Source organism: Vibrio kasasachensis, from assembly GCF_050337565.1.
GTDB classification, from domain to species: Bacteria; Pseudomonadota; Gammaproteobacteria; order Enterobacterales; family Vibrionaceae; genus Vibrio; species Vibrio kasasachensis.
Genome location: NZ_JAKJTB010000009.1, coordinates 185,717 through 212,232, shown reverse-complemented (window position 1 = coordinate 212,232; position 26,516 = coordinate 185,717). Strand labels below are relative to the sequence as shown.

Below are 26,516 nucleotides of genomic sequence, written 5' to 3'. Positions count from 1 at the left end.
TATTGCCTATTAAGCATAAAAGAATAATTCAATATAAGCATATACTTATGTCACATATCTGTGGCGATGGAAATTAATACTCAAAAAGTAATGAATTTGTCATAAAGAATGAGTTAGCATGACGCTGAAAAGTGAGATGAGATATGACAATGATGAAAAATAGAGCCATCTCCTTAAAATTGGCTCACATTAATGACACACACTCGTATTTTGAACCCACGTCGCTACAACTTAATATAAATATAGACGAGACTGATGCGAGTCCTTTCGTTAGCGCTGGTGGATTTGCACGAATCAAAACGCGAGTAGACAATTTAAAACAGCAAGCATTGCTAGATAATCAAGGGTTTTTGTTTCTACATGCCGGTGATTGCTTTCAGGGCACACTGTTTTATTCACTATTCAAAGGTGAAGCCAATTCAACCTTGTTAAATCAGCTCGGATTGGATGCAATGGCGGTAGGGAACCATGAATTGGATATGGGTAATTTACCTGTAGCAGAATTCGCCAATCGAATCGATTTCCCACTGCTCGCTGGCAATTGGAATTTATCTAATGAACTTACCAGTAAGCCCGTTACCCTTAGCCATAACCCTAATGTATATAGCTACAAACCACTAACGCAATCTGCACAGTGGATCGTTAAGCATGTCGACCAAGAACCTATTGCAATTTTTTCGCTCGCGCTTGATAAGATGGCTGATATTTCTAATCCGGATATCGATACGCCATTTGTTAGCGCAATTCAAACCGCGATAAACACGGTTGAGCAAATCCATAAAGCTGGAATCAATAAAATTATTCTACTGAGCCATATGGGTTACGAGGCTGATCTCGATTTTGCCAACCATGTCTCTGGCGTTTCCTTGATCGTTGGTGGGCACAGTCACGTGTTACAGGGTGACTTTTCTCAGTTAGGATTAGGTAGCTGTGACCCATATGGGATTAAAGTCAAAAACACACATATTGTTCAAGCTGGTTTTCATTCATTGGCTATCGGTCATTGTGATATCGATTTTGATGAATTCGGTTGCATTACTCGGTTTGAGGGTAAAAATGAGCTTTTACTGGGGCGAAGATTGTTCGTCGACACCAGTCGAAGCCAATCGTGGCAAGATACAGATTATCAACGTGTTAGAGATCTGGTTGATAACCATCCTAACGTTATGGTTTGCCGTAAAGATCCAACCATAAAAACGATTCTCAAAGAGCGTTATCAAGCACGCGTCAGTGTTTTACAACAGACGTATATAGCGAATACCAAACGTAGATTACGGCATGTACGACTTCCTGATGAAAAAGGTGGCAGTGAAATAGCTCCACTTGTTGCGCAGTCGTTTATGCATACCTTAAATCAGCAAGGTCATAACGTTGAGTTTGCTATTCATAATGCTGGCGGGGTTAGAAACTCAATAGACCCAGGTCCAATTTCCGTCGCTGATATAGCCGGAAAAGTATTGCCGTTTTTGGTGCCGATAGGCTTTTATCAACTCAAAGGTAAATATATCGCTTTGGTTCTTGAAGGCGCTATTAATAATGCGACTAGCAATGGCGTAGATGGTACAGGCTCCGGCTCTTATCCCTATACTGCCAATTTGCGCTTTGCTTACGACGCGCAAGCACCAATCGGCCATCGCATTTCGACCCTCGAATTGTTAAGCGGCAACAACTGGCAACTGATAGACCCAGAACGTGTTTATATTGGTACATCTTCTGCCTATAGCATGAAGGGCAAGGAAGGCTATGAAGCCATCCTTAATATGATCGGCGAGGGCGATGTTACTAACTTCTCGATGGCTGACTGTTTTATTCAATATTTAAGTGACAACCCAGAAATTTTAAGATATTCCCCACAAGTTTCGACACAAAGAGGCTAAGTTTTAATCTTTCGGTATGGCAATTGCAAATAACCTCTTGATTCATTTGATCCTAAACCAATGAATAGGGAGTCATTATGTGGAATAAAGACTGGATCGATGTTGCCGTCGTCGTCAGTTGGGTATCAATCTGGGTAGCGATGGTCTACGTCATTCCAAATGGTGCTATGTAGAGAAAAAGGAGCATGAATGTGCTCCTTTTTGATTTCATGTGACAAACTCTAAATACTAAGGTCTGAATTGATCGTTACCGAGTTAATTTGTTTTCTCGATATCTTGTGGGGGAACGCCAAATAGCTTTTTAAAGGCATTGGTAAAGTTTGAAGGGTGTTGATAACCCGCTTCATAAGCTGCTTCAGTGATCGTCACCAAACCTCGCTCTAGATGCTGTCGCGCAATGGCTAATCTGCGATGGCGTATATACTCATTAACCGTGATATTTAAAGTTTGTTTAAAGCGACGTTGTAGGTTAGATACACTCATGGAAAATTTATTTGCAAGCTTATCTAGCGTAAGATGATGATCGAGGTGGGTTTCGATATAACTAATGATATCTTCAATACGTGTATCTGATGTATCCACCGATACCTTATCTTCCTTGTCAGGACATTCTGGCAACTGCTCTAATGCGAACGCAAGTATTTGGCTCGTCAAACTTTCAATTTCAACCTTATCCTTCAAATTTTTGGGAGTTTCGCGATGCGCAAGCATCTTAGCCAAGTCAATTAATGGTTGATGCAGTTCTAGTCGATAGAAGGCTTGATGAACATCAAGAAAGAGATTTGCCCCATCATTTCCATTCATCCTGGAGTGTAACCATTTGGGTTTGATTAATATATTGATCTTGCACATTCGATTATTTCTACTTAATGAACGGCGAAAGTTAGTGGGTTTTGCGATATTCACGACGACGCCTTGTGGACCGTCCTTTGCCGAAAAATCAAACTGTAAGTCGCCATAGCCAAACGAAAGGTTACCTTCAAGAAGTATGGTGACGAGTAGTGCCGAATGGGCAGTCGATACAATATGAGAGTCGACAAGTTCAATACAGTGACCGCCATGGATAAATACTTGTTCATCATATTGATAGGATAAAAAATTGCCTTCGGCCAAGTGAGTTTGGTTGGCTTGTCCATGTGAAACGATGATCTGTTTTTCTGTTTCTTCCAGTTTTTTGGTTAGAACCACTTTGGCAAGTTTAGTCCGTTTCTTGCTTATTGCAGGCATCTTGTGATTCCTCATAACACCTATGCGATTTTACATAAGTGAATCATCTTTTTATTAATAACAATCGACCCTATCATAAGTGAGAATTATTATCATTGTTATTTAGGGAAGTGTTCATGGAAAGCCAAATTCGCTCGCCAATTAAGCGATCAATCCTCTGTTTATGCATAAGCGTGGCTCTTGCCAACCCTGCTTTAGCGCAAGAAACGCAATCAAATGTTGAAGACGTTGTGGTATGGGGAACTAAGGTATCGAGTAACACCGAGTCGATGTTTGCTGATGACATGTCACTCAAGCAAGCCGATCATATGTCGGATTTGTTGCGTGATATCCCGGGGGTCGATGTCGGGGGAACACACTCGGTTAATCAAAGAATTACTATCCGAGGCTTAGGTGAAACAGAATTAGATATTCGTTTAGATGGTGCGTCACAGCATGCCAATATGTTTCACCACATAGGCAATCTGACATTAAATCCAGATATCCTAAAATCTGCAGATATCCAAGTTGGTAATAATTCAGTAACCCAAAGTGGGCTAGGTGGCTCGGTTTACTTTGAAACCAAAGATGCCCGAGATTTATTGCGCTACGATGAAGATTTTGGCGCACGTATTTATGGCGGCTATGCATCCAATGATAATCAACAAGGCTCGCTTACATTATACGGGCTGCTTTCGGAAAACGTCGATGCCATGGTATATGGACATTACGTGAGCCGTGATGATTTTGAAGATGGTGATGGAAACAAAACCTTTGGCTCGGAAGGGAATGTTTACAATATTTTGACCAAGATCGGCTATCAATTGGGTGATATTCATCGTCTTGAGCTCTCTTACGATCTTTATCGTGATAGCGGCGACTATAGCCCCCGCCCAGATATGTCAGGCAGTGCGAATAATGGCTTGTCCAATGATCTACTTATCCCAACTGATTACGACCGAGATACTATTCGATTAAGTTACGAGTTGAGTGGGGATACGCATCAAGGTAGCGTGACACTCTACAACACAGAAACACAAATAATACGCGATGAGTCTGTAATGACGGCAGCCCCATGGTGGCCATCGATACGCATATATGAAAACACAGCCAAGAACCAAAACTTTGGTTTGAATGGTAAATTTCAATCTGATCTCACAATTGGCCAGTTTGATAATCGTATGACTTACGGGTTTGATTATATAGATAAGACTACGGCTAGCTATTACGGTGCACGTAAATTCATGGAAGAGTCTACCGTGTCTACGGCTGTATTTGTTGAAGACCAAATTTTTATTACTGACTCATTTTCAATCACTGCCGGTCTGCGATACGACGATTACCAACGTAAGGCTGTCACCGGAACAAACAATTATGATGACGTGACTTGGGCACTCGCAACTGAATGGGCAATCACACAAGACTGGACACTGTTCGCGAGCACACGCTCGTTGTTCAAAGGGCCTGAATTACTAGAAACCTTTATCGCCTACCAAGATGTCACTTTCGTCGAAGAAGGGTTACAACCAGAGACCGGGCAAAATACACAAGGTGGTGTGCGTTTCGATAAGCAGGTTAATGAACACAGCTTTGGTGCAAATCTGACCTTATTTCAAACAGATATAGATGACTATATAGCAGACAAATCACAGGGTACACCAACCACATACTTGATTTACAATTTAGGGGATGTAGAGATAAAAGGCTTTGAAGCGAGTGCTTCATATGGTTACCAAAACTTTAATAGTAAACTCTCATACGCTAAGTCAGATACGAAAAACAGCCTAAATGGTGACCCAGTCGCAGGTGGGAATGGACGTAGCATTGACATGGGTGACAGCATAGCGCTGGCGTTTGATTATCAGTCAGACACGCTAGAAAGCATATTTGGTTGGACATCGATATTCGTTCGCGAAGAAGATAATGTCTTCGCAGGTAAACCGGTAAAAGACAGCTACAATGTGCACAACTTGTATGCCCAGTGGATACCGTCAAACATCGATGGACTATCAGTGACATTTGGTATCGATAATGTGTTTGATGAGCTGTATACCTCTCATGCATCTCGTTCTGGTGTTGCACGCGGGATCACTTTGGATGATTACGACCCGGGTCGCAGCTATAAGCTATCGGCTGCATATAAATTCTAAGTAAGCTCCAATATGAGCTGATACGACTGTAGAGAAATAACCCTAAGGCTTTCAATATGAGAGCCTTTTTGCTTATAAAGCGATCAATGAATTCTGCAGATGTTTGACTCAGAGTTATTCACATTTCTAATTAAAATTATGTTTAATGTTATTTGATGTTTTCAGGTTGCAAATTGGGGATTTGAGTCATACAATCCGCTTCGTTTGGGGAGTAGTCGCCTCTGGTTTACTTATCGTCATCTCGTTAGGCCTCACGCCTTTCCGGTAAGTATAAGCGCTTTGCGTTTCGACGAGACCAACGTAATCAAGTTCTCTTTCCTTTAGTGGAAGGGGAATCGTTTGTTTGCGGTAGGGATCGTTGTATTTAATCTAGATCCCTCCGTTTTTTGGAGGACGTATGACCCCGTCTACTTATATTGGCTTTGCCATTCTTACACTAACGTTAGTAGCGCTGGATATCTGGCAAACTCGCGGTGGTGAAATCACTATCCGTAAAGCAGCAACTTGGAGCTTGTTCTGGTTTGCTCTCGCTTTTATCTTCGCTGGTTCTATCTACTTCTTTTGGGACATTTATGCTCCGGGGAGCAGCTACACAGCCGAAAAAGCAACCGTTTCATTTCTAACCGGTTACTTGCTCGAAAAATCATTGAGTGTCGATAATCTATTCGTTTTCGCGATTATTTTTCATCAATATTCCGTTCCTGAGCATTTGCGCCCCCGAGCTCTATTATGGGGTGTAATCGGTGCTCTTGTTCTTCGTGCAATTATGATCGCTGTAGGTGCTCAACTACTTGCTCAGTACCACTGGATCCTCTATATATTTGCCGCGTTCTTAATTTGGACAGGTATCCAACTCGCACGAGATAAAGGTGAGGAAGAAGAAGTTAACCCTCTACCAGAAAAAATTATTCGCAAATTCGCTACAGTAACAGATGGTTATCGTGAGAACGCGTTAACTGTCATTGAGAATGGTAAACGATGCGTAACCCCTATGATGATCGTCATCGGTGTGATTGCCTTTATGGATGTAATGTTCGCATTAGATTCTATACCTGCGATTTTTGCTGTCACTCGTGAACCGTTTTTAGTATTGGCGGCGAATGTCTTTGCATTACTGGGCTTGCGCTCACTTTACTTTGTATTGCAAGGCATGATGGATAAGTTTATTTATCTTAAACCTGCACTATCATTCATCATGATTTTTATTGGTATTAAGATGTTATTGGTCGGAACTGCTTGGGCAATCCCAACACCAGTGTCATTATTGGTACTATTGATTACAATGACAGTAGCAGTAGTGGCTTCTGTGATGAAGCAACGAAGCAGAACTCGAGTAGCTCAATAATCACTTTAATCTCAATAAATTAAAGTGTGATTAACACCTCGTAGTTGCAACGCGCGCCTGTAAACACATTGTTAACAGTTTGCGAGGTGTTTTTTCACTTCAACATAAACATTCAGTATTGGTGACAATTTAAACGTAATGCCCAACTAAAAAAGCATATTTTGACATTGGTAATGTTAACGTCTTGTAGCATAAGAAAAACTAATCTTACAAAATAACTTTTGTCATTATTTGCGCAGAAAAAAAATGGCTAATATTTACTTGTCGAAAGTTATCCGAATTGCAAGAGAGGCGCACATGGCACAAGTTATTGACGCTAACACCATTATTTCACCTATCTCTAAGGAAAGAAAAACCTACTCGGTTAACATCAAAGGATTGGTATTCCACTTATTAGATATCTTATTTACAGACCGAGCGGAGCCTCGTTGTCATTACACTGGTGACCTGTCAGGGCACTTACAAAAAGATATCGGTTTATACCGTTAAGTGGAATAAACGAAAACGTCAGCAAAAATGCTGACGTTTTTTTGTGAAAAAAAATCTTCATATTTAGTACGTTAGTATCAGAAATCAATCCGCTTCTAAGCCCATATCAAACTATCTCCAAATTTTGCTCTATTCTTACTGAAGTTAAAGTGCGCACTACGTTGCACATTGTAAACGTCGGTCTTGGTAAGGATAAAAAATATGAGTGAAACGGAATATGACTACCCCGCAAATTATAATCTGATCTCTATAACAGACCCTTCTAGCTATATTACTTATGCCAGTAGCCATTTTAATGAAGTTGCTGGCTATAAAGATGGTGAACTCCAAGGCAACCCCCACAACATAGTCCGACATAAAGACATGCCTAAAGTGGCCTTTAAAGATTTATGGTCTCATCTACAAAGCGGTAAGCATTGGATGGGTATGGTAAAGAATCAACGCAAAGGTGGGGGATATTATTGGGTAGATGCCTTCGCCTCACCAATTATGCATAACGGTAAAATAGTTGAATTCCAGTCTGTCCGCTTTAAACCTGAACGGATCCATGTTAAGCGAGCGGAAAAAGCATACGCTAAACTACGCAACAACAAAAAACCTTGGGCGTTATTGCTACCTCGCACTCGGTTGTGGATGAGAAGTACTTTCTGGATTGGTGCAGCTACTGGTATTGCGAATCTACTTATTTCTTATGGACAAAGTTCACTCGTAGCAACCCTTGCGATGGCGGGAGTTTCAACCCTTGCTATTTATTCTCTTACACGACCTTTGGAACGAATAGCTCAACAAGCGCGAACAGATTTTAACAACCCACTAATGGAGTATATTTATTGTGGTCGTGTAAATGACCTAGCAGAGATTGAGCTTGGAATGAAAATGCGTAAACAGCATGCCAATGCTTTGCTTGGACGGGTCGGTATTTCAGTGATGGATTCTTGCCAAAAAACGCAATCTAATGCTGACAGCGCTGCGAGTAATAGTGAGCGTGTAACTAAAAATTTGAGCGAACAAAAAATTGAAATCGATGTTGTCGCCACGTCGGTCAATGAGATGCAAGCCGCTTCTGCTGAAATCTCGCAAAATGCTCAAGCAACGGCTGATGCAACAGTACAAGCTCAAAATACTATGTGCGAAAGCCGCGGAGTGATCGATAACGTAAATGATTCGGTACTAGAACTAGTCAACGAACTGAAACAAATCTCTGCAACAATCACCGATCTAAACAATCAGACAAATCAAATTGGATCCGTAGTAGAAGTAATAAATGATATAGCCGAACAAACTAATCTACTTGCACTCAATGCGGCAATAGAAGCAGCTCGGGCAGGAGAGCAGGGGCGTGGGTTTGCGGTAGTAGCAGACGAAGTAAGAACGCTGGCACAACGCACACAAGAATCGACTACTGAGATCAAATTTGCCATCGAAAGTATTCAATTAGGAAGCAATTCTGCGGTTGACGCACTTAAGAATGGTAATGAAAAATCAACCAGTACAGTTGATTCAATAACCCATGCGCAAGAAAGCATTCAGCAGTTAGAAGAATTAGTTCAAGATGTTGTCGACAGAAATCAACAGATTGCAGTGGCAATTGAAGAACAAGTGCATGTATCAAATGAGATTAACGAAAATATTCAATCAATAAACATAAAGTATGCAGATTCATACGAGTTAATGACGCAAACCAATGAAATGAATACTTTAGTGCAAAACAGTACCAACGAGCTTGCACAAGTGATTGAAAAAATAGCGAGCTGATGGTTTATCAAAACATAGATAAAAGAAAAGCACCCTAAGGTGCTTTTCTTTTGGTATCAGAATGAATTATTTCTTACGGCAGAACTCAGCGATAACGTACATAGATTGACCACCGTTCGTTTTGCCCGAAACAAGCTTAGGATCGTCGCCAACACTGATGCCACGGATAACCGTACCTTGCTTAATCACTTGGTTAGTACCTTTGATTGGAAGGTCTTTGATTACTGTTACGTCGTCACCTTTTTTAAGCTCAACGCCGTTTACATCAAGCGGTTTGTCATCATCAGACATACCTTGCATAGCCCAGTTCTGCGTTTCTTCTTCCATATACATCATATCAAGAGAATCTTGCGCCCAGCTCTCTGAGTTAAGACGAGTTAGCTGGCGCCATGCAGTTACTTGAACCGGTACTACTTGGCTCCACATGCTGTCACCTAGACAACGCCAGTGGTTAATGTCTTTTGGTTCATCAATTTCGCCCAGACATTTGTCACATACCATGATGCCCTGATCCACCGTTACGTGACTGTGCGGAGGTACCGCGTAAGCAGTTAGAGGTGCTTCAGCAGCACATAGTTCACACTTAGATTCGCAACGTTTTAGCATTGTAGCTTCAATAGACATAATGGACTCACATATGGTCGGGATTAATAACGAGGCTTATTATCCACTTTATCCGACCAATTAAAAGGGGTATTCGGTAAAGCAAAGGATTAACCGGTGTAAACTAATAATTCACCGTGTAAACGCTTCAAAAACGTAACACTTATCATCATCTCAACAACTTAGCCAGGGTGACCGTGTAACATATCCGCACTATTGCTTTACCTCCTTAGTGCCAAGCGGCATAATTAGTATCGTTTATATAGCAAATCAATAGGGTAAATGTTGGAGCTTCTTTCAATTGAATTTTTAGGACGACCTTTAAGGCTTGAAGGTAGTATCGCGGGTTGGCAAGAACTGTATTGGGATAACCAGATAGTATCCCAGATGGTTGCCGATTCTGAACGTAAAGAGTCAACTTCTCATCAGTTTAACTTGCAAAAGGGTGATGAAGTACTGAACTGCCAATTGGACGTATCACTGATATGGCAACCATTTAGCTTTCAATACACAGTAAAACTTGATGGCAATGTTATTTCAGAAGGCGAACGCAGTAGTAAAGACATCGAACAGCAAACACCAGTAGTTGCTCCTAAAACGGAGCGTCGTTTTAGCTTAATTGGACTTATATCACTGGGAATGAAAGCGCTTAAGAGTGCTAAGTTGATTAAAGTTGTATTGGCGTCTGCAAGCCTTGCTGCTTATTCATGGTTATTCTCATTTCAGTTCGCTTTAGCATTAATCGCATGTTTGGTGATCCACGAGTACGGGCATGTTAAGGCGATGAAATACTTTGGTATGAAGACCAAGGGGATTTACTTGGTTCCTTTTTTGGGAGGACTCGCGCTTTCTGATGAGAAAATAAATACTCGCTGGCAAGATGTATTTATCTCTATCATGGGACCGATGTTCGGCTTTATCCTTTCGCTCGTGTTGATGATTATCTATTGGGTAACAGGAGATATATTCTTCGCCGGTTTGGCAGCCTTTAATGCCTTTCTCAACTTGTTTAATCTGTTACCGATCTTACCTCTTGATGGTGGACACATACTAAAAAGCATTAGTTTTTCGATGAACAGCATCACAGGACTGGTTTTATGTACAGCAGCGGCAATTGGTGGCATTGCGTTGAGCTATACATTGGGGCTAAGTTTATTAGGTTTCTTGCTTATTATGGGCACGCTAGAGATTTTAATGGAATGGCGCTATCGACATACGAGCCACCTTCTTCCACTTGACCGTTACGGGCAAATGGTCGCAGCGGCATGGTATGTAGCATTAGTAGCAGGACTAATTGGCATCATCTGGCACTTTGCACAATCTGGTGATGCGCTGCTGCAATTACCTTTGCAAATACTTGGAACCTAAACTCCGTTGATCAGTAAAAAGGGGGAGCACAAAGCATCCCCCTTATTCAGCATTCAGGTATATCTGTTTAAGAACGACAATTCGGTTTTGTTTTCGCATAATTTGGCAGCTTTTGCATTGTCTGATTAAGATCTCTTATACGCGTACTATGCGAAGGGTGGGTGGAAAGGAGCTCAGGTGGTTGTTGTCCCTTTGATGCTTGTGCCATGTTATACCAAAGCGTGACACTTTCACGCGGATCAAACCCAGCTTTTGCCATCAAATCCAATCCTACTATATCCGCTTCAGATTCTTGAGTTCTACCATAAGGTAGCAGTACACCTACTTGAAGACCAAGCCCCAAAGCTGACATTGTGACTTGTTGATATTGTGCGTATTCAGAAGCGCCAAGAGCAACACTAGTGATTTGTAGCCCAGTATTGGCAAGTTGTGATTGCGAAAGTCGTTCGTTGCTATGGTCGGCTAGAACGTGTGCAATTTCATGCCCGATAACGGTGGCGAGTTGATCCTCGTTTTCTGCTACCTCCAGTAAGCCTGTATAAACGCCAATTTTACCGCCAGGCAATGCAAACGCATTCACTTGCTCACTATCAAACACAACCACTTCCCAATTATCAAAAGAAGCTTGCTTAGGTACTTGTCGAGTAACCGCAGTAGCCACGCACTGTACATATTGGTTAATATTCGCGTCTGTACTGATTTTCTGTTCTTGCTTCATTTGTTCAAATGATTGAGTGCCAAGGCTGCTCATATCATTCTGCGAAAACAATAGTAATTGATTGCGCCCTGTAGGTGACGAGCTGCACGCAGTTAGACTCACTACGACGATGAGTGAACTGAACTTAAACCACGACATAATACACTCCATGTAAATTCATTATGTTCGGTAATCATAACATTAGGTACACTATCAGTAACCTACGTAAGCGGATATGTTTATGACAATTTGGAAACGAGACATCAATTTAGATCTTCTCAATCAAACTTCAAAAAATACATTAATCGAGCATCTACAAATAAAGTATAGCGAAGTCGGCGACAACTATATTTGTGCAACTATGCCAGTGTGCCATTTTACTCACCAACCACTTGGAATGTTACATGGAGGTGCATCGGTTGTGCTGGCTGAAACACTTGGATCCGTTGCGGCCAATTTTTGTGTCGCTGAAGATTCTTATTGCGTCGGCTTAGACATTAACGCCAACCATGTAAGAGCGATGCGCTCGGGTTTGGTCATTGGCAAAGCGACACCGATTCACTTAGGTGTATCCACACAAGTTTGGCAAATTACAATGACTGATGAGCGCGAACGTTTGGTTTGTACGAGTCGTTTAACCATAGCGGTTAAGAAACATCGTACAACTAAAAGTCATAGTAGTCCTACGCGAGAATTGTCCTAATGGTTATCGATTTTTCTCACGGTAAAATGATCGTGACGGCACACGAACTCGTTATCAAATTGACTGGGGCACATATGGTTACGTTACAAGCCCAAACTGACGCTATTCAGTTGATAGGCAGAGGTGCTAACGTTGTCGCCGTTAATTGTAGTGAAGCAAAGTGGTCAATCAAGCTTGATAATGAAGCACAACTTTCTGAATTGGCCGCACAATTGGGGATCTCCATACAGTAACTACTTGATCGTTTCACTCTAAATAAGGAAAATAAACGATAGTATAATTATGTGAGTTTTCCTCTTTATGAGTAGCCCCCGTTTAAGAGTTCAATTCGAAAGCCTTTTCGAGCATTACGATGGTAAAGATCGTGGAGTTCAACTGGAAGATATTACAGATATTCTTTGCTGCACCCGAAGAAATGCTCGAATTGTTCTCAACAAGATGGAGGAAGAGGGCTGGATTGAATGGCATCCTTCTCCGGGGAGAGGTAAGTTATCTCAACTAGTCTTTAAGCGCAGTCGTTCAGATGTAAGTGAAAATCTGGCGCGTCGTTATCTTGAAGAAGGTAAAATAGGGCACGCATTAAAAGTACTAGATCAAGATACAGCAAAACTGGCTCAAGTTGTTGAAAGCTATCTAGGCGTTCAACAACAAGAAGGGCGTCAAGTCGTACGCTTACCATATTACCGACCATTGCTTGCGCTCAACCCTCTTGAAAATATTCGTCGCTCTGAAAGGCATATAGTACGTCAGATATTCAGTGGGTTAACCAAACTTGATGAAAACGAAGAACTTAAACCCGATCTCGCTCATACATGGGAAATGGTTTCTCCTACACATTGGCGTTTTTACCTCCGTCCTGCGGTACGTTTTCATAATGGTGATTTACTGACGGTTGACGCTGTTATAGAAAGCTTGAATGGATTGTGTCTACGCGAATTATTCTCCCATATAAAAGATGTTACTTCGACACAAAAGCATGTTGTTGAAATTCGCCTCAATCGAGACGACTATCATCTGCCTATTCTTCTAGCAGAGTCTTGTGCCAAGATTCTATTACCCGCCACTAATCGTAGCGAGGAGTTTAATCAATTCCCGATCGGTACTGGTCCGTATAAAGTCTCACAAAATGATGAGAAACGCTTAGTACTAAGTGCGTTTGATGGTTATTTCGGATTTCGACCATTGATTGATAGCGTCGAGGTTTGGGTTATCGATGACGTACATTCCTCAATGGTGTTTCCTAGTTTATCCAAACCAATCGCGCCACAATCAGCTGTCGTTAATGATGAAGTTGAACTGGATCCTGGTTGTACTTATTTATTGCTAAATCGTCGTGATGGTTTGGCAAAAACAGAGGATTGGGCAAGCTACTTTAGCCAGCGTCTATCATCACTCAACGTGTTTCAAAAACTATCACACGAGAAGATTGTTGAACTAGGAGCACTACCTGCTCATGGGCTAAAACCTGGCTGGTATCATCATACAAGGCAGGCTAACTATGCGTCTCCACCGGGCTACCACAGAGTAAATGTTGCTTATCACGCAAAACATCCCATGTTCCCGACATTAGCGAAAACACTTGAATTGCTATTGAAGGAAGACGGTTTGGAGGTTGAGTTACACAGTTATGACCACGAAATGCCAAACACTAGCGATATTGATATTTGGATCAAACCGATGAGTATCGCAAACCATCGAGAAGATGCCATAGTCGGTTGGTTACTAGATTACAGCGACATTGAAAAAATGAGCCGTAGTGAGGATTTTGCGGATTGGACACGAGTAATAACTCAATGGCAAGCCAGTGAAGAGTCTGCATTTCCAGCCCATGAGATAGGCAAAGCGCTGGCAGAAAACCTCCAACTCATTCCAATGTTTCATTGCTGGCTTGGCGTCAGTAAAGATCAATGCGGATCATTACAAAATGCAAAGTGCAACGCATTGGGATGGTTCGACTTCAGTCAAGTATGGGTTAAACCAAAGAATGGGGAATTAGAAGGTGGCTAAACCCAACAAAAAGCAACCCTCAAAAACCGTATCTATTTTCTGTAACAATTGTAAATTTCAACTCTTTAAGTACAGAAAGGGTGGCAAAGGTGCATTAGTTAAGTGTTTTAAAGAGCGCATTGTTGAAGATTATACCCAGTTACCTTGTGTTTGCCCTAACTGTGACAAAGAGTTCGCAAGAGATACGATCATCCGTGGCGTCCCTGCATTTAAGATGATTGGCGGAAAAGTTACGAGTAAATAAGTTAATTATTTAACATTTATAAGCCGCATTTGGTTTAAATAGTGTGTAACCCATCTCGAAGCAGACTGATTTTTGATATATTACTCACAAAAGTCGTAAGGTTTTGGTTAATGTGTTTAATGTTCGTATTTTACTGATAGAATGTTCGGGATTTCTATTTTTTTGGTCCGCAAAATTTTTAAGTAGGGGTACGTCATGGAGTTAGGTTTGATCATCGCTTTTATCGTAGCAGCAGCTATTATGGTTAAGAAAGAGATGGCATCTTCAAAATAATCTTTCATTCAGCCCACTTTTAGTTACTTTTTTTGAATGAAATGACAGTTAAGTCAGCTTGCCGCTGGCTTTTGTCGTTTCTGAGCGTCAGAAATATCGGGCTTAACTTCAAACTTGTTAGTTTCACCCCAGACCCATGGGTGGTAATGTAAAGCGAAGGTTCAAAGTAGTACAGAATTGAGGACGTAAATTTGCAAAGCCCCATCACGCTCGAAGCCTTACACATACTTGACGCTATCGATAGAAGAGGCAGTTTTGCTGCCGCTGCGAATGAGCTCGATCGTGCCCCTTCCTCATTGAGTTACCAAATCCAAAAACTCGAACAAGATTTAGACATTACAATCTTCGACCGTTCGGGACACAAAGCCGTCTTTACTGAAGCAGGAAAGCTAATACTTGAACGAGGTCGAATACTACTCGTAGCCACTGATAAGCTAGTTAACGATGCCAGTGTGCTTGCGAATGGATGGGAGTTAGACATCACCATCGCATTCGACGGCATAATCCCGGTTAATAATTTGTTTTCTATGGTGGATTCTCTCGGCAATGTCAGCAGTACTCGTGTGCGGCTACAGGAAGAAATTTTGGCAGGAAGTTGGGAGGCTTTGGAGACAGGAAGAGCCGATTTATTGGTGTGTCCGAAGTTAGATACCATCCCCCTTGACGTCAAATCTGTCACAATCGGGCGTATGGAAATGATTTGGGTTGCGGCTGCGAATCATTATGTCCATAAACGCGTAGGAGAGTTTGATGACCAAGCGCGTGAAAAATACCGAATAATTGCGATTGCTGATACCGCTCGTGAACAACCAGCAATGTCGGTCAACGTATTGCAAAAACAACCGCGCTTAACAGTTAGTAACTTTGCCGCCAAAGTTGAAGCTCTTACCGCGGAACTTGGTATTGGAACCTTGCCAACTATTATTGCGCAACCGTTAATCCAGCAGGGGAGATTGCAACAAATTAAGGGCACGCAAACTTCCTCAATCGATATCATTCTAGCTTGGAAGCGCAATCAAATTGGGGAGGCCAAGTCTTGGTGTATTCAATACCTCAAAAAACACTGGCAGTTAAAATAAAACGCTCATCCTTGCAATAACAACATCATATCGGCTGTGCCATCTTCAAACTGAATATCAGTTTGAAAACCGAGGCTTTTCGCCAGCATAAGCATGCCTCGGTTCGTTGGCATTGTCATTCCAGACATCTTCAATGTTCCTTTGTTTCGACAATAGTCGATAACCTTATTCATTAAAATTTTCCCTAATCCTTTTCCTTTCAGATCCGAACGAATCAAAATGGCAAACTCAGCGTCGCTATTATCATGATTGATCAGGGCGCGACTGACACCAATGATCTCCTGACGATTGCCAATACTAGACACCGCCACAAAGGCCATTTCTCTGTCGTAATCTATCTGTGTTAGCTTTGCCAACGCTTCGTGGTTAAACTCACCCACATCGGAGAAAAAACGGTTATAAAGATCATCACGAGAGACGCCATTAATAAAATCAGCATGTAAAGGCTCATCTTCTGGAAGAATAGGTCGCAGAATTATGTTAGAGCCATCTTTTAGTGTGGTTTGCTCTTCATACTCAACAGGATAAGGGCGGATTGCTAAGCGACGTTGAGCATCGCCTTGATAGTGGCGAAGAGTTAGATCTGCATCAAGGATGGTAAACGTACGACCATTTGCCAATACTGGATGTATATCCAGCTCATGTACTTGAGGACAGTCGACTACAATCTGTGAAATTTTAACTAAAACTTCCGATAATCCATCAATATCGATGGGTTCAGGTAATTTTTGAAGACGAATTTTACCATCTTTAATGGCTCGAACAATTAAGTATCTCGCTAGCGCCATATTCAAAGGGGGTAATGCAGAAGCTGCATCGATATTTTCATCCCATTCTGAGCCACCTTGTCCAAGCAAAATAACTGGTCCAAAAGTATCATCATATTTCACTTTAATTCGGAGTTCTTCGCCACCGGCAAGTTTAGCCATACCCTGAACGAGTAAGCCATGAATATTCGCTGAAGGATATGAAAGTTGGGTACGATCAAGAATTGCTTGTGAAGCGTTGGCCACTTCAGCGCTATTGCGAAGGTTAAGCATTACACCTTGTACATCAGATTTATGAGCAATATCGGGAGAGCGCAGTTTTACCGCAACTGGGTACCCGATTTCACTGGCGATATGAACCGCCTCACTTGCCTCACTTGCTATCCATGTAGGTAGTACATCAAAATTGAAATACTTGAGGAAGGGACCAATTTGATGTGTATCTAAAGTGATTATTTCCTTGTCACCCAATTGTTTTTCTAACCACTGGTTAGCACTTTCAACCTCACTTACATGTACAGGTTCAGCCGTGGTAGGGGTTTCCATGAGTTGCTTCTGGTTACGCCTGTACTCAACAAGGTGCATGAAAGCAACGACAGCACTCTCTGCGGTTCGATAAGTTGGGATTCCTGCGTTAGTAAAAATAGTGCGAGCAGGTCTTGCAGTTAATTCACCGGACCAATTGGTTAATATGTTGAAGCGTTTGTGTCTGGGATGCGCTTTTACGGCATCAACTATTGCTTGAGCGGTCTGTTCTGAATGAGCTATTGCAGAGGGGCTGTGCATAATTAAAATTGCGTCTGAACAATCACTATCCATGAGGCAGTTTAAAGTATCAACGTAACGCTGAAAGCTTGCATCTCCTACCATATCTATAGGGTTACTTCGGCTCCAACTAGCAGGTAGAACTTTGTCTAATTTGCTTTCTGTATATTCATCTAATTTTGCCAGCTTTCCACCACGGTCGAGTAGAGTGTCTACCGCCATAATTGCTGGACCACCGCCATTGGTTATTATTGCTAAACGCTCACCTCGCAGTGGCACAGAGTGGGTTAAGGTTTCTACTGCAGCAAACAACTCATGTGAGTTTTGTACCCGCAACATACCTGTACGTCGAATTGCTGAATCGTAAATGATATCGAGTGTATCACTGCCACCAGTATGAGCCTTGGCGGCTTTTCGTCCTTCGGTCGTTCTTCCGCCTTTTAATACCAATATTCGTCGATTACGGGACGCGCCCCGCGCTGCCGACATAAATCGGCGGGCATCTTTAATTGAATCTACATAAAGTAAAATGGCTTCGGTATGTGTATCTGTACTCAGATGATCAAGAAGATCGGCAAAATCAATATCTACGGCATTACCCAGCGAAATAAAAGCTGAAAAACCTATGTTTTTATCATTAGCCCAATCTAGGATCGTAGTGCACATTGCGGCAGATTGGGAAATAAAAGCGATTTTACCTTTCTGAGGAGAGACAGGAGAAAACGAAGCATTGAAATTGAGCCAAGGTAGCATCACACCAAGACTATTAGGACCGAGAACTCGCATCCCTGAAGAACGCGCTATAGCAACGCACAGTTCTTGAATGGTTTCACCAGTACTACTGGCTTCATGCATATCAGCCGATAGAATGATGACAGATTTCACCCCTTTGGCAGCCAATTGCGTAAAAAGCGCAATATTGCGACTAGCATGTGTACACAGTATTGCCACGTCAGGGATGATCGGAAGTGAATCGATATCGCGGTAGGCGAGTACACCAGACACAGATTTATATCTTGGTGTCACAGGCATAATGGCACCTTCAAAACCGCCCAGAAGTAAATTCTTCATAACAATATTGCCAGCGCGCATCGGCTGCACTGAAGCGCCAACCACTGCGATAGAGCTAGGTTTTAAGAGGTGGTTAAGATTACTCATAAATCATCTTCCTAACGTGTTCTTTACTATATCGTAACGGAGATAAACCAGCGCTGTTTGCTATTTTGATGGAGTTTTGCGCAAATCACCGAAGGTAGTGGTTAGTTTGTGTCACAAGTCACAGAGTCTCATAATATAATGTCACTGTTGGCTTGATTATGCCGCTGTCTAACGGCATGATTTGATGTAATTTCTACTTAGGGCTTTAAGATTCCATGAAAAAAATAGCAATCGTTGGTTTGTCCGTTTTACTGTCTGCTTGTGTATCTAGTCAATACACGACTGATGTGAGTTCAGAAAGTTACCGTGAAGATTATAAAGTTGCTCAGGTGGAACATCCAGTAACTGAAACAGTAACGGAAACTGTGGTAGCGACTGAAATTGTTTCTACACCGTCTCGGACAAAGCCGGCAGTAACCATTATTCCGCCATCAACTAAGCAACAAAATTCTCAGATGGCTCGTTATGGTTACACCATCCAAGTTGTTGCTGTTGGCTCGCAAACTAAAGTAGATCATTTTGCACGTAAGTTGCCAAATAATGGCCAACCAGTTTGGGAAAACTACAAAGTTGTAAATGGAACCAAGTGGTATACCGTTTTATACGGCGACTATGCAACACAAGCTGATGCAAAAATGGCGATTGGTCAATTGCCAGCTGATTTTCAAGCATTGAAACCGTTTGTGAAAAGCATTGATACCATCAAAAACTCACCATACCCAACGCTCAATAAATTGAATTAATAGGAAAAGGGGCTAAGCCCCTTTTTTTTCTGCCTATTCTTTCAGCTATCAGTATATTTGAACGAAAAATTATACGCTTTTGAAGTGTAACTTTAGGTCGATTTTATTATCATAAAGCCTCACTAGCTTCAAAGCATCACGGAAAGATTCCAATGAAAAAAACATCCATTCTTCTTCTTTGTGGCGGCGGTTCGTCTGAACACGAAGTTTCGCTAGTTTCTGCCAATTATCTACAATCGCAACTTGGTTTAACGCCCGAGTTTGATGTTATTCGTGTAGAGATGAAGAAAGACGGTTGGTTTACAGAGCAGGGTGAGCTCGCGCTGCTCGATACCAATTCAGGTCAATTAAACTTCGCGAATCATAGTTTGCATATCGACTTCGTTATTCCTTGTATTCACGGATTCCCAGGCGAAACAGGTGATATACAGTCGATGCTAGAATTGTCTGGCATTCCGTACTTGGGTTGTCGCGCAGAAGCGAGTACTAATAGTTTTAACAAAATCACCTCTAAGCTATGGTATGACGCATTAGGTATTCCAAACACTCCGTATCTTTTCCTATCTGAAAATAATGCCGACTCATACGATAAGACATTGAAAGCAATGACGGAATGGGGGAGTGTGTTTGTTAAAGCAGCATGTCAGGGGTCATCTGTAGGGTGTTACAAGGTAACTTCTGTCGAGCAGTTACAACAAGCCATAGATGATGCATTTACATTCTCAAATCAAGTATTAGTAGAAAAAGCGGTGAAACCTCGCGAGCTTGAGGTTGCTGCTTATGAGTATCAAGGCGAACTTGTATTGACGCTACCAGGTGAAGTCAAAGCCCCAGAAGATACCTTCTATAGCTACGAAGAAAAGTACGCACAAACGAGCCACTCAACAACCGATATCGTTGCTCAAAATCTTTCAGATCAGCAGTTACAAATCATTAGATTGAATGCAGAGAAAGTATTTAAGCAGATGAAATTGCGTCATTTATCAAGAATCGACTTCTTCTTAACTACAGAAGGCAACATTTACCTCAACGAGGTAAATACATTCCCAGGAATGACGCCTATTTCCATGTTCCCTAAGATGTTGCAAAACAATGGTCACAACTTCCATGAATTCTTAGCTGATTGCGTTAAATCATCGATTTAATCGATATATTTAAACGACAAATAGCGCATCTTTTCTAGCTCTGCCTGTGCATCATTGCCGACATACTGGTAAGGCATAGCAGGGCTAAGCCATCTACCTGCATCTTGTATCTCTCTAATTTTCAAACCTTGCTTTGCAAGTTCTTGAGCCGCACCAACACGCAAAGACTGCCCAGAAAATGTATAACTCAAGCCAAGCATATCACTCGCACTTCGTAGTATTCGGTAAATAGAGGAATCATTAAGTTGGTCAAAACTTAGGTTTCCGTGCCTATCGATTGCAGTGAATACGTATTGCCCGAGCGAGCCCCGAACATTAAGCCAGCGAGACAAAGACAAGCTAGCCGTGCGAGACAACACGATCTCATCACCTCCAACAAGCAGCATCATAGATTCTTGTTCGATGGTGATATCTTGCAGGCTCAACTCACGCAATTCAAAGCGCTTTAACAGTCCTTCGTACATAACATGATAAATAGCCAGATCTCGCCAATCCTTATAAGAAGGCGATGTCTGGAGTGCCTTTGAAAGCGCATCTAGATCTTCACGTTTGAATGCTTGAGTAGACTTCAGATCTCCGACCTTATTTAACCTGATCGCGCCTAAAGCTGTTTGAACTCGACTATTCTTTGTGGGGTCGGCGAGGCTCAATACTTTATGAATAAGCGATATAGTGACCACGTAACGCTTTACTGTTGAATACTTCCTATTAAGAGAGGCCATCTCAATATATAGACGTACAGCGGTAATTGAAGCCGGCAAAGGTGATACAGATTTAGTTTGGCAGAACTCAACAAACATATTCCAATCTTTCGTGATGGCAAGCAGAGAGCTATTTGAATACACACCAGACGTAACTTTATTGACCAAATGTTTATCCACACTGTTGGTAAACTGAAGGACATATCGCTTTATTGTTTCTGGCTCTGTGATAGCTGGAATGGTCTTTTTCAAAAAGATTCACCATTAAATAGATTAACGTGACAAATATACTTGCCTAACAGTAATTTACAATTATCATTACTTATAACACTCATCATAACGTACTAAACATATGGCTGTTGCAACATACCGTGGCTTTGAAGTAAGAACAGTTGGTTCGTCAACTGAAATTTGGCAAGTTCAAATTAAAAATCGCGTATTGCAGGGACAAATGCCGGCACTGAAAAAGAGTATCGACTGGTTCTGTGATTCTGCAACGATTATTGATCCGAAAGAGTTTGCTTCACTGGCTAAAAGCCGAGAATCAGCGGCAAAAGCAGTGCAAGAAAACTTCAATGGTTATATCATTAAGAATGATACAGGTGAACCAAACACTTGGTATTGTTTTTTTAATGGTAGGCTTATTAAGGGCGGCAAGTTAGCTATTCAAAAGCATATTGAAGGTTATCTAATCGCCAAGAGTAAAGCAGAACAACAAAAGAAATAGTTATGACATTAGTATACTCCACCGAAGTCGGTCGTATTAAACCAGAAGATGAAAAGCCAGTTCGTGCTCAAGGCGATGGCATCGTCCGCATCCAAAAACAAACCAAAGGTCGTAAAGGCAAGGGTGTCAGCATCATTACAGGTTTAGATATGGATGATGTCCAACTAAAACTGTTAGCAGCCGAGCTTAAAAAAGTTTGTGGTTGTGGTGGCTCTGTTAAAGATGGAGACATCGAAATCCAAGGTGATGCACGTGATAAAATCAAAGCGCACCTTGAGAAAAAAGGGCATACAGTTAAACTTGCCGGCGGATAAGCTCTATTCTGTAATTTTAATTTGGGCACTAGCTTCTGCTTGTGCTCAAATAAAACATCTATCTCATCTTAGTTAGCTGTTGCTTGCCAACTTAGGATATTAGCTCTAAACATAAAAGGTTCATTAACCACATGTTTTGAGGACTGGCTGGTATGCTGCATCAATTTCTCGTTACTATCAAAAAACCATTTATCAAACTGGTTCCAGTCCCGAAGCCAGAATGTATCATCGGTGCGGGGAAGGTTATTGAAATATTTATGCTTTGTCAGCGTTACAATATTGCACGCCCGTTAATAGTCACCGATCCAATGGTTCACAAATTGGGCTTGTTAGACTCAATGTTAGAGAGTCTCTCGAGCGCCAATGTAGAATACACACTGTATGATGGAGTGAAACCAGACCCCGATTATGACATTGTTCGCCAAGGTGTCGCTCAATATCGAAATAGTCAAAGCGACGGCATCATTGCTTTCGGCGGTGGATCCGCTTTAGATTGTGCAAAGGCAATTGGTGCTAGTGTTAAAACCAATAAAGATATTTCTCGCTTACCGGGATTACTCAAAGTTCACCGTAAACTCATGCCGATTATCGCAATTCCGACCACCGCTGGAACCGGATCAGAGTGCACAGTTGCAGCGGTGGTCAGTGACAAGCAAAATCAAACCAAACGATCAATTACCGATCCGTTCTTGGTTCCCAAAGTGGCGGTGCTTGACCCGGAAGTTATGCTCGGTTTACCTAGTCAAATTACTGCGGAAACTGGGATAGATGCTTTAACACACGCAATTGAATCCTACCTTAGTTTATACTCGAATGAATATACACAACGACTATCAATCAATTCAATAGAGTTGATTTTCAAGCACCTGAGAGACTGCGTGTTTCAAGGGAATAAACTGAAAGATCGTGAGCAAATGGCTTTAGCCAGTTATCAAGCAGGGTTAGCATTCACACGAACATATATTGGGTACGTTCATGCTATAGCTCATCAACTAGGAGCGTTTTACCATATACCTCATGGTCGGGCGAATGCGATCGTTCTAACGCATATTTTACGATTTTATGCATCAAGAAACAGCCACAAACTTTTAGACTTATCTAAACGCTTAGGACATGACGGCAGTGAGCCTCTGATTAAATCGATAGAAGATTTACTTGAACAGATAGAAATACCAAAACAAGTTGAAGAGTTAGAGAAGGAAGACATTCCAAAAATTGCGGCTTTAGCGATAAAAGAAGCATTTGGCGAGTACCCAGTTCCAGAAGTAATGACCATTAAAGACTGTGAACAAATCTTAGAACGTATTGCAAAACCCTAAGATTCAACAGTGGACTATGAGATATACGCAGGCACAACAATATACAATTAAACAATCGATTGATGGTTTAATTGTATATTATGTAGTTTATGGTAAATACGATTATGTATAATTGAAAGTACGCCGTAAGTTATAGAGTAGAGGCGAAAGACAACCAGCAATACAATAGCCTCAACTCAATTTAACATAAGATACATAATGCGCACTGGGCTTGTAAGCCCCAGATAGTAATGTCACTTTTTTGAGCTTCAGCCTCTACGCTCATTTCTCCGAGAACTCAATTAAGGCACTTTGAATACCTACTGCGCTTGATAAAGTAAATGTGACGACAATGCTCAGCGGCGCGGTCAGCTATTCCACAGCACTCAAAGAAACCAAACACCACCTTACTGCCAGAATCGCTATTTAAACTATTCGAGTGTCGAGAATGATTTTATCTTTGCTGTTGAGGTTTTGGCGTTTGAGGAGCCCCTTATAGTTATACGGGTAAAAGTCTTATAGATATCTCCTTTCACTCTCGCATAAATACGCAACCGGTTTGATAGCAAGTAAATTTTCATGTAAAACATTCACTTACTAGTGAAAGGCAAAAAATCTAGGGTTGTGAAATGAAAAAATACGCGGTATTGCTACTAGCATTAGTGCCACATATAGCAATGGCTGACTTCGATGATACGGAAAGTAATAATTGGCTTGCGGAAGGCTTAAGCCACTATATTAGGTCAAAAGAAGACTCTAATTTTGTAGCGCAGTTGGTATCCATAGGTCGAAACTCCTCTATCGTAGCTTTTTATGACGTAAAGAGAACTTGTTTTGGTGATGGTGGCGACCGCAAAAAAGTTAAGATATTTTATCAGTGGGTCAATTACACTAAAATATGTAGAGGTGGTACGGGATACTGGATCCCTAGCTCGCAGCGTGGTATCGATTTTGTCAGTCAAAAATTCACTAGCAACTCAGATGTTAAGGTGTTGTTTGGCGGCAATAACTACTCTTTCTCAACCAAAAACTTTCCATCCGTTAGACAACATTGGGAAAGCACTTTGAGAACATCAGGCGACGCATTGTAATTTTCTAATAACCTTCGTCATGTATTACGGGGGTTGTTATACCCATCAATCTATAACCTTTCCTTTACTCTGGTTTTTAGTTCTACTTGAATCCTAACAACACTTTGCGGAAGCCGTAGATCATGAAATATAGTGACATTGTCACCTAAATCTAAGACGATCAATTATTCATTCTGCAAAAGTAGCTGAACCAGTAAGACTTCAACACTCTGCTATTTTAATTAGAACTTTCCATTATTCCCCTTAATCTCCAATTGCTTATCTATAAAACAGCAGAACGTCACCCTGTCACGAAATATTACATAAGTCAGAAGGACTTTTGACTGTAGCAATGTGACACGATAACTAGGCAGCATAAAATACTAGTGTATTTGAATGGATGATGCGCAGAAAAACCACCCTGTAATTAAATTACAAAACCAAATTAACCACAATTACAACAGTCAATTACTCTGCTATAAGTCATTGTATATACGCGTTTATTTATACAATAAGGTTATTTACACTTACTTTGTACAGTGCAAGATTATTTGCATTTACGGAGATGTCACTTTTGTGATGTGTTGACGAGAAGAGTAGTCGTAGCAGTAAATTTAGTTATAATGCGTTAGGTCTTTAATAAAAAAGGCAGTTACCTGCCCTTCTCTATTCTTGTTGTTTTTTAGCTTCTTCGCGTATTTTTGCTGCAACAATCGTAATCGCTTGTGCTGTACTTATGCCCTGCGTCATTAACTGTTGGATTTCTTCAACAGCTTTTTGCTGTTCTGCATGGCTTAGGCTTAAATCGTCAAACATAAAAAAGGCTCCTAAAAATAGGAGCCGACTATATTACGATTCGATGGTGATTGCTAGTAGCTAGTCAAGAAGTTAACGTAAGCTCCCATCGAGTCTTCGTTTGTGTAACTTGCACCAATATCAAGTTGGAATAAGTTGAGCGGTGAAAGACCAATACCAGCAGTTAATGTATCGTCAGTATTATCATACGCTAAGTTCTTTTTCCAACCGGCACGAAGTTTTAATTGGCGGAGCAAATCTAACTCAGCACCAACGCGCAACATTTGAGTGTTGTCGTCAAAACCAACGTAACGTTCTTCTTCTTTTAGATCGTAATCTACGCTTAACGTAAAGTAATCAGCAACAATTCCTGCACCAACAGTGTATTGAGGTGACATTTCATATGCGTAAGAAACATTTGAACCTGGAAGGTTTTGAGTATGAATATCGCGTGAAATCATATTTGTAGCAGCGATACCTACGCGGAAAGGACCATGGAACCATAGGAAACCAGCGTCCATGTTAAACATGGTTTCACCTTTACTATTGTCCCGCAAATCTTTGAGATCGTAGTTGGTCAAACTCGCTTCATAAACATAGGTGTATACACGTTGAAGTTTCGGTGTTAAACCAAATGAAATGTGCTGCCCCATAAAGGTTTGATATTTGGCAAGAGAAATACCCGCTTCTGCAACGCCAACACTTACGGCTCGAACCGAACTGCCAAGAGCATTCTCTTGGTCTGTTCCATCAGTTTTAATCTGAGCCGTCGCGTAAGACTCAGTGTAGAGTTTACCGAAAGCATTTGCCGCAACGAATTGATTAGGAATGGCAAAAGCAACAACGCCACCAATATCAATTTTTAAATTGTCACCCTCTAAATCTTTAAGAGCAGCTTGGGCATTCGTATAGTCACCGCTATTAATTAGGCTTTCTACACGTTCTAGATCATCAACAAATGTACCAGTATCTGTATAGTTAAAACCGATACTTGGCGTAATCATCCCTACATCGTCATTACGTCTGTAGATGGCCGTTAATGCTGGGTTATAAAAAGGAGCGGTCAGAAAGTTTGCAGAAACAACCCCGACCCCACCCATTGCGTCGCCGCGAGCTTCAACTGCATAGTTAGCTGCATTTGCGCTGCCGAATGACATAGCGACAGCCAAAGGTAATAGTTTGTATACGGTTTTCATATAGGAGCTAAATAGTTAGTTGACTTGATATTACATCGGCT

At 41.4% G+C, this 26,516-nt stretch carries 24 protein-coding genes; 17 read left to right on the top strand and 7 right to left on the bottom strand.

From position 1 onward, the window contains the following. The first annotated feature begins 143 nt into the window (after nt 1-143). Complete coding sequence (locus L4C38_RS03815; protein WP_428796205.1) at nt 144-1,877, top strand: bifunctional metallophosphatase/5'-nucleotidase; 1,734 nt, start codon at nt 144-146, stop codon at nt 1,875-1,877. Nucleotides 1,878-2,132: 255 nt separating this feature from the next. Here the strand turns inward: L4C38_RS03815 and L4C38_RS03810 are convergent, their stop codons facing one another. Next, nucleotides 2,133-3,104 carry a helix-turn-helix domain-containing protein gene (locus tag L4C38_RS03810; RefSeq protein WP_428796204.1) on the bottom strand — a complete coding sequence of 324 codons (972 nt, stop codon included), beginning with the start codon at nt 3,102-3,104 and terminating at the stop codon, nt 2,133-2,135. Between the two features lie 116 nt (nt 3,105-3,220). Between L4C38_RS03810 and L4C38_RS03805 the strand changes: the two genes are divergently transcribed. From L4C38_RS03805 to L4C38_RS03790, 4 genes are all read left to right on the top strand, one after another. Beyond that, nucleotides 3,221-5,233, top strand: coding sequence for a TonB-dependent siderophore receptor (locus L4C38_RS03805; RefSeq protein ID WP_428796203.1), 2,013 nt, complete (start codon nt 3,221-3,223; stop codon nt 5,231-5,233). Between the two features lie 397 nt (nt 5,234-5,630). Next, nucleotides 5,631-6,578: a TerC/Alx family metal homeostasis membrane protein gene (locus tag L4C38_RS03800; RefSeq protein WP_428796202.1), complete on the top strand. Its 948-nt coding sequence runs from the start codon at nt 5,631-5,633 to the stop codon at nt 6,576-6,578. A gap of 297 nt (nt 6,579-6,875) precedes the next feature. Beyond that, nucleotides 6,876-7,067, top strand: a complete 192-nt coding sequence (locus tag L4C38_RS03795) for a hypothetical protein (protein WP_428796201.1) — start codon at nt 6,876-6,878, stop codon at nt 7,065-7,067. 201 nt (nt 7,068-7,268) lie between these two features. Next, nucleotides 7,269-8,822, top strand: coding sequence for a methyl-accepting chemotaxis protein (locus L4C38_RS03790; protein ID WP_428796200.1), 1,554 nt, complete (start codon nt 7,269-7,271; stop codon nt 8,820-8,822). Between the two features lie 66 nt (nt 8,823-8,888). On the opposite strand, the gene L4C38_RS03785 is transcribed toward L4C38_RS03790, so the two are convergent. After that, on the bottom strand, nt 8,889-9,446 hold the full coding sequence (locus L4C38_RS03785) for a PhnA domain-containing protein (RefSeq protein WP_428796199.1): 558 nt from the start codon (nt 9,444-9,446) through the stop codon (nt 8,889-8,891). 264 nt (nt 9,447-9,710) lie between these two features. Here L4C38_RS03785 and L4C38_RS03780 point away from each other — a divergent pair, with 264 nt between their 5' ends. Beyond that, entirely contained in the window at nt 9,711-10,793 is a 1,083-nt protein-coding gene (locus tag L4C38_RS03780; protein WP_428796426.1) for a site-2 protease family protein, read from the top strand. Nucleotides 10,794-10,860: 67 nt separating this feature from the next. Here the strand turns inward: L4C38_RS03780 and L4C38_RS03775 are convergent, their stop codons facing one another. Continuing rightward, on the bottom strand, nt 10,861-11,652 hold the full coding sequence (locus L4C38_RS03775) for a M48 family metallopeptidase (RefSeq protein ID WP_428796425.1): 792 nt from the start codon (nt 11,650-11,652) through the stop codon (nt 10,861-10,863). Nucleotides 11,653-11,731: 79 nt separating this feature from the next. Between L4C38_RS03775 and L4C38_RS03770 the strand changes: the two genes are divergently transcribed. The 5 genes from L4C38_RS03770 (at nt 11,732) to L4C38_RS03750 (ending at nt 15,796) form a co-directional block, all read left to right on the top strand. Beyond that, nucleotides 11,732-12,193: a hotdog fold thioesterase gene (locus L4C38_RS03770; RefSeq protein ID WP_428796198.1), complete on the top strand. Its 462-nt coding sequence runs from the start codon at nt 11,732-11,734 to the stop codon at nt 12,191-12,193. Further along, nucleotides 12,193-12,426 (top strand): DUF3389 domain-containing protein, encoded by a 234-nt coding sequence (locus L4C38_RS03765; RefSeq protein WP_428796197.1) that lies wholly within the window; start codon nt 12,193-12,195, stop codon nt 12,424-12,426. The genes L4C38_RS03770 and L4C38_RS03765 overlap by 1 nt, the downstream gene beginning before the upstream one ends. Before the next feature lie 67 nt (nt 12,427-12,493). Next, on the top strand, nt 12,494-14,200 hold the full coding sequence (locus L4C38_RS03760) for an SgrR family transcriptional regulator (protein ID WP_428796196.1): 1,707 nt from the start codon (nt 12,494-12,496) through the stop codon (nt 14,198-14,200). Beyond that, entirely contained in the window at nt 14,193-14,444 is a 252-nt protein-coding gene (locus L4C38_RS03755; RefSeq protein ID WP_428796195.1) for a hypothetical protein, read from the top strand. Before L4C38_RS03760 ends, L4C38_RS03755 begins: the two co-directional genes overlap by 8 nt. Nucleotides 14,445-14,908: 464 nt before the next feature. Beyond that, nucleotides 14,909-15,796 (top strand): LysR family transcriptional regulator, encoded by an 888-nt coding sequence (locus L4C38_RS03750; protein WP_428796194.1) that lies wholly within the window; start codon nt 14,909-14,911, stop codon nt 15,794-15,796. A 5-nt stretch (nt 15,797-15,801) separates the two neighbouring features. Here L4C38_RS03750 and L4C38_RS03745 read toward each other — a convergent pair whose 3' ends face one another. Next, nucleotides 15,802-18,486, bottom strand: coding sequence for a bifunctional acetate--CoA ligase family protein/GNAT family N-acetyltransferase (locus L4C38_RS03745; protein WP_428796193.1), 2,685 nt, complete (start codon nt 18,484-18,486; stop codon nt 15,802-15,804). A 215-nt stretch (nt 18,487-18,701) separates the two neighbouring features. On the opposite strand from L4C38_RS03745, the gene L4C38_RS03740 reads away from it, so the two are divergent. Further along, the gene (locus tag L4C38_RS03740; protein ID WP_428796192.1) at nt 18,702-19,229 is read left to right on the top strand and encodes an SPOR domain-containing protein; all 528 of its coding nucleotides are present in this window, start codon (nt 18,702-18,704) and stop codon (nt 19,227-19,229) included. A 152-nt stretch (nt 19,230-19,381) separates the two neighbouring features. Continuing rightward, nucleotides 19,382-20,374 carry a D-alanine--D-alanine ligase gene (locus tag L4C38_RS03735; protein WP_428796191.1) on the top strand — a complete coding sequence of 331 codons (993 nt, stop codon included), beginning with the start codon at nt 19,382-19,384 and terminating at the stop codon, nt 20,372-20,374. On the opposite strand, the gene L4C38_RS03730 is transcribed toward L4C38_RS03735, so the two are convergent. Continuing rightward, entirely contained in the window at nt 20,371-21,327 is a 957-nt protein-coding gene (locus L4C38_RS03730) for a site-specific integrase (protein ID WP_428796190.1), read from the bottom strand. The genes L4C38_RS03735 and L4C38_RS03730 overlap by 4 nt on opposite strands. Nucleotides 21,328-21,427: 100 nt before the next feature. On the opposite strand from L4C38_RS03730, the gene L4C38_RS03725 reads away from it, so the two are divergent. The 4 genes from L4C38_RS03725 (at nt 21,428) to L4C38_RS03710 (ending at nt 24,505) form a co-directional block, all read left to right on the top strand. Continuing rightward, a complete protein-coding gene (locus L4C38_RS03725; protein WP_428796189.1) occupies nt 21,428-21,802 on the top strand; it encodes a DUF3319 domain-containing protein in 375 nt (124 codons plus the stop codon). 2 nt (nt 21,803-21,804) lie between these two features. Then, nucleotides 21,805-22,116 (top strand): stress response translation initiation inhibitor YciH, encoded by a 312-nt coding sequence (gene yciH, locus L4C38_RS03720; RefSeq protein WP_428796188.1) that lies wholly within the window; start codon nt 21,805-21,807, stop codon nt 22,114-22,116. A 152-nt stretch (nt 22,117-22,268) separates the two neighbouring features. Then, the gene (locus L4C38_RS03715; protein WP_428796187.1) at nt 22,269-23,435 is read left to right on the top strand and encodes an iron-containing alcohol dehydrogenase; all 1,167 of its coding nucleotides are present in this window, start codon (nt 22,269-22,271) and stop codon (nt 23,433-23,435) included. A gap of 608 nt (nt 23,436-24,043) precedes the next feature. Beyond that, on the top strand, nt 24,044-24,505 hold the full coding sequence (locus L4C38_RS03710) for a hypothetical protein (RefSeq protein WP_428796186.1): 462 nt from the start codon (nt 24,044-24,046) through the stop codon (nt 24,503-24,505). A 645-nt stretch (nt 24,506-25,150) separates the two neighbouring features. On the opposite strand, the gene L4C38_RS03705 is transcribed toward L4C38_RS03710, so the two are convergent. Together L4C38_RS03705 and L4C38_RS03700 are read right to left on the bottom strand one after the other, a co-directional pair. After that, on the bottom strand, nt 25,151-25,300 hold the full coding sequence (locus tag L4C38_RS03705; protein ID WP_428796185.1) for a YoaH family protein: 150 nt from the start codon (nt 25,298-25,300) through the stop codon (nt 25,151-25,153). A gap of 53 nt (nt 25,301-25,353) precedes the next feature. Next, on the bottom strand, nt 25,354-26,475 hold the full coding sequence (locus tag L4C38_RS03700) for a conjugal transfer protein TraF (protein WP_428796184.1): 1,122 nt from the start codon (nt 26,473-26,475) through the stop codon (nt 25,354-25,356). Nucleotides 26,476-26,516: the final 41 nt, after the last annotated feature.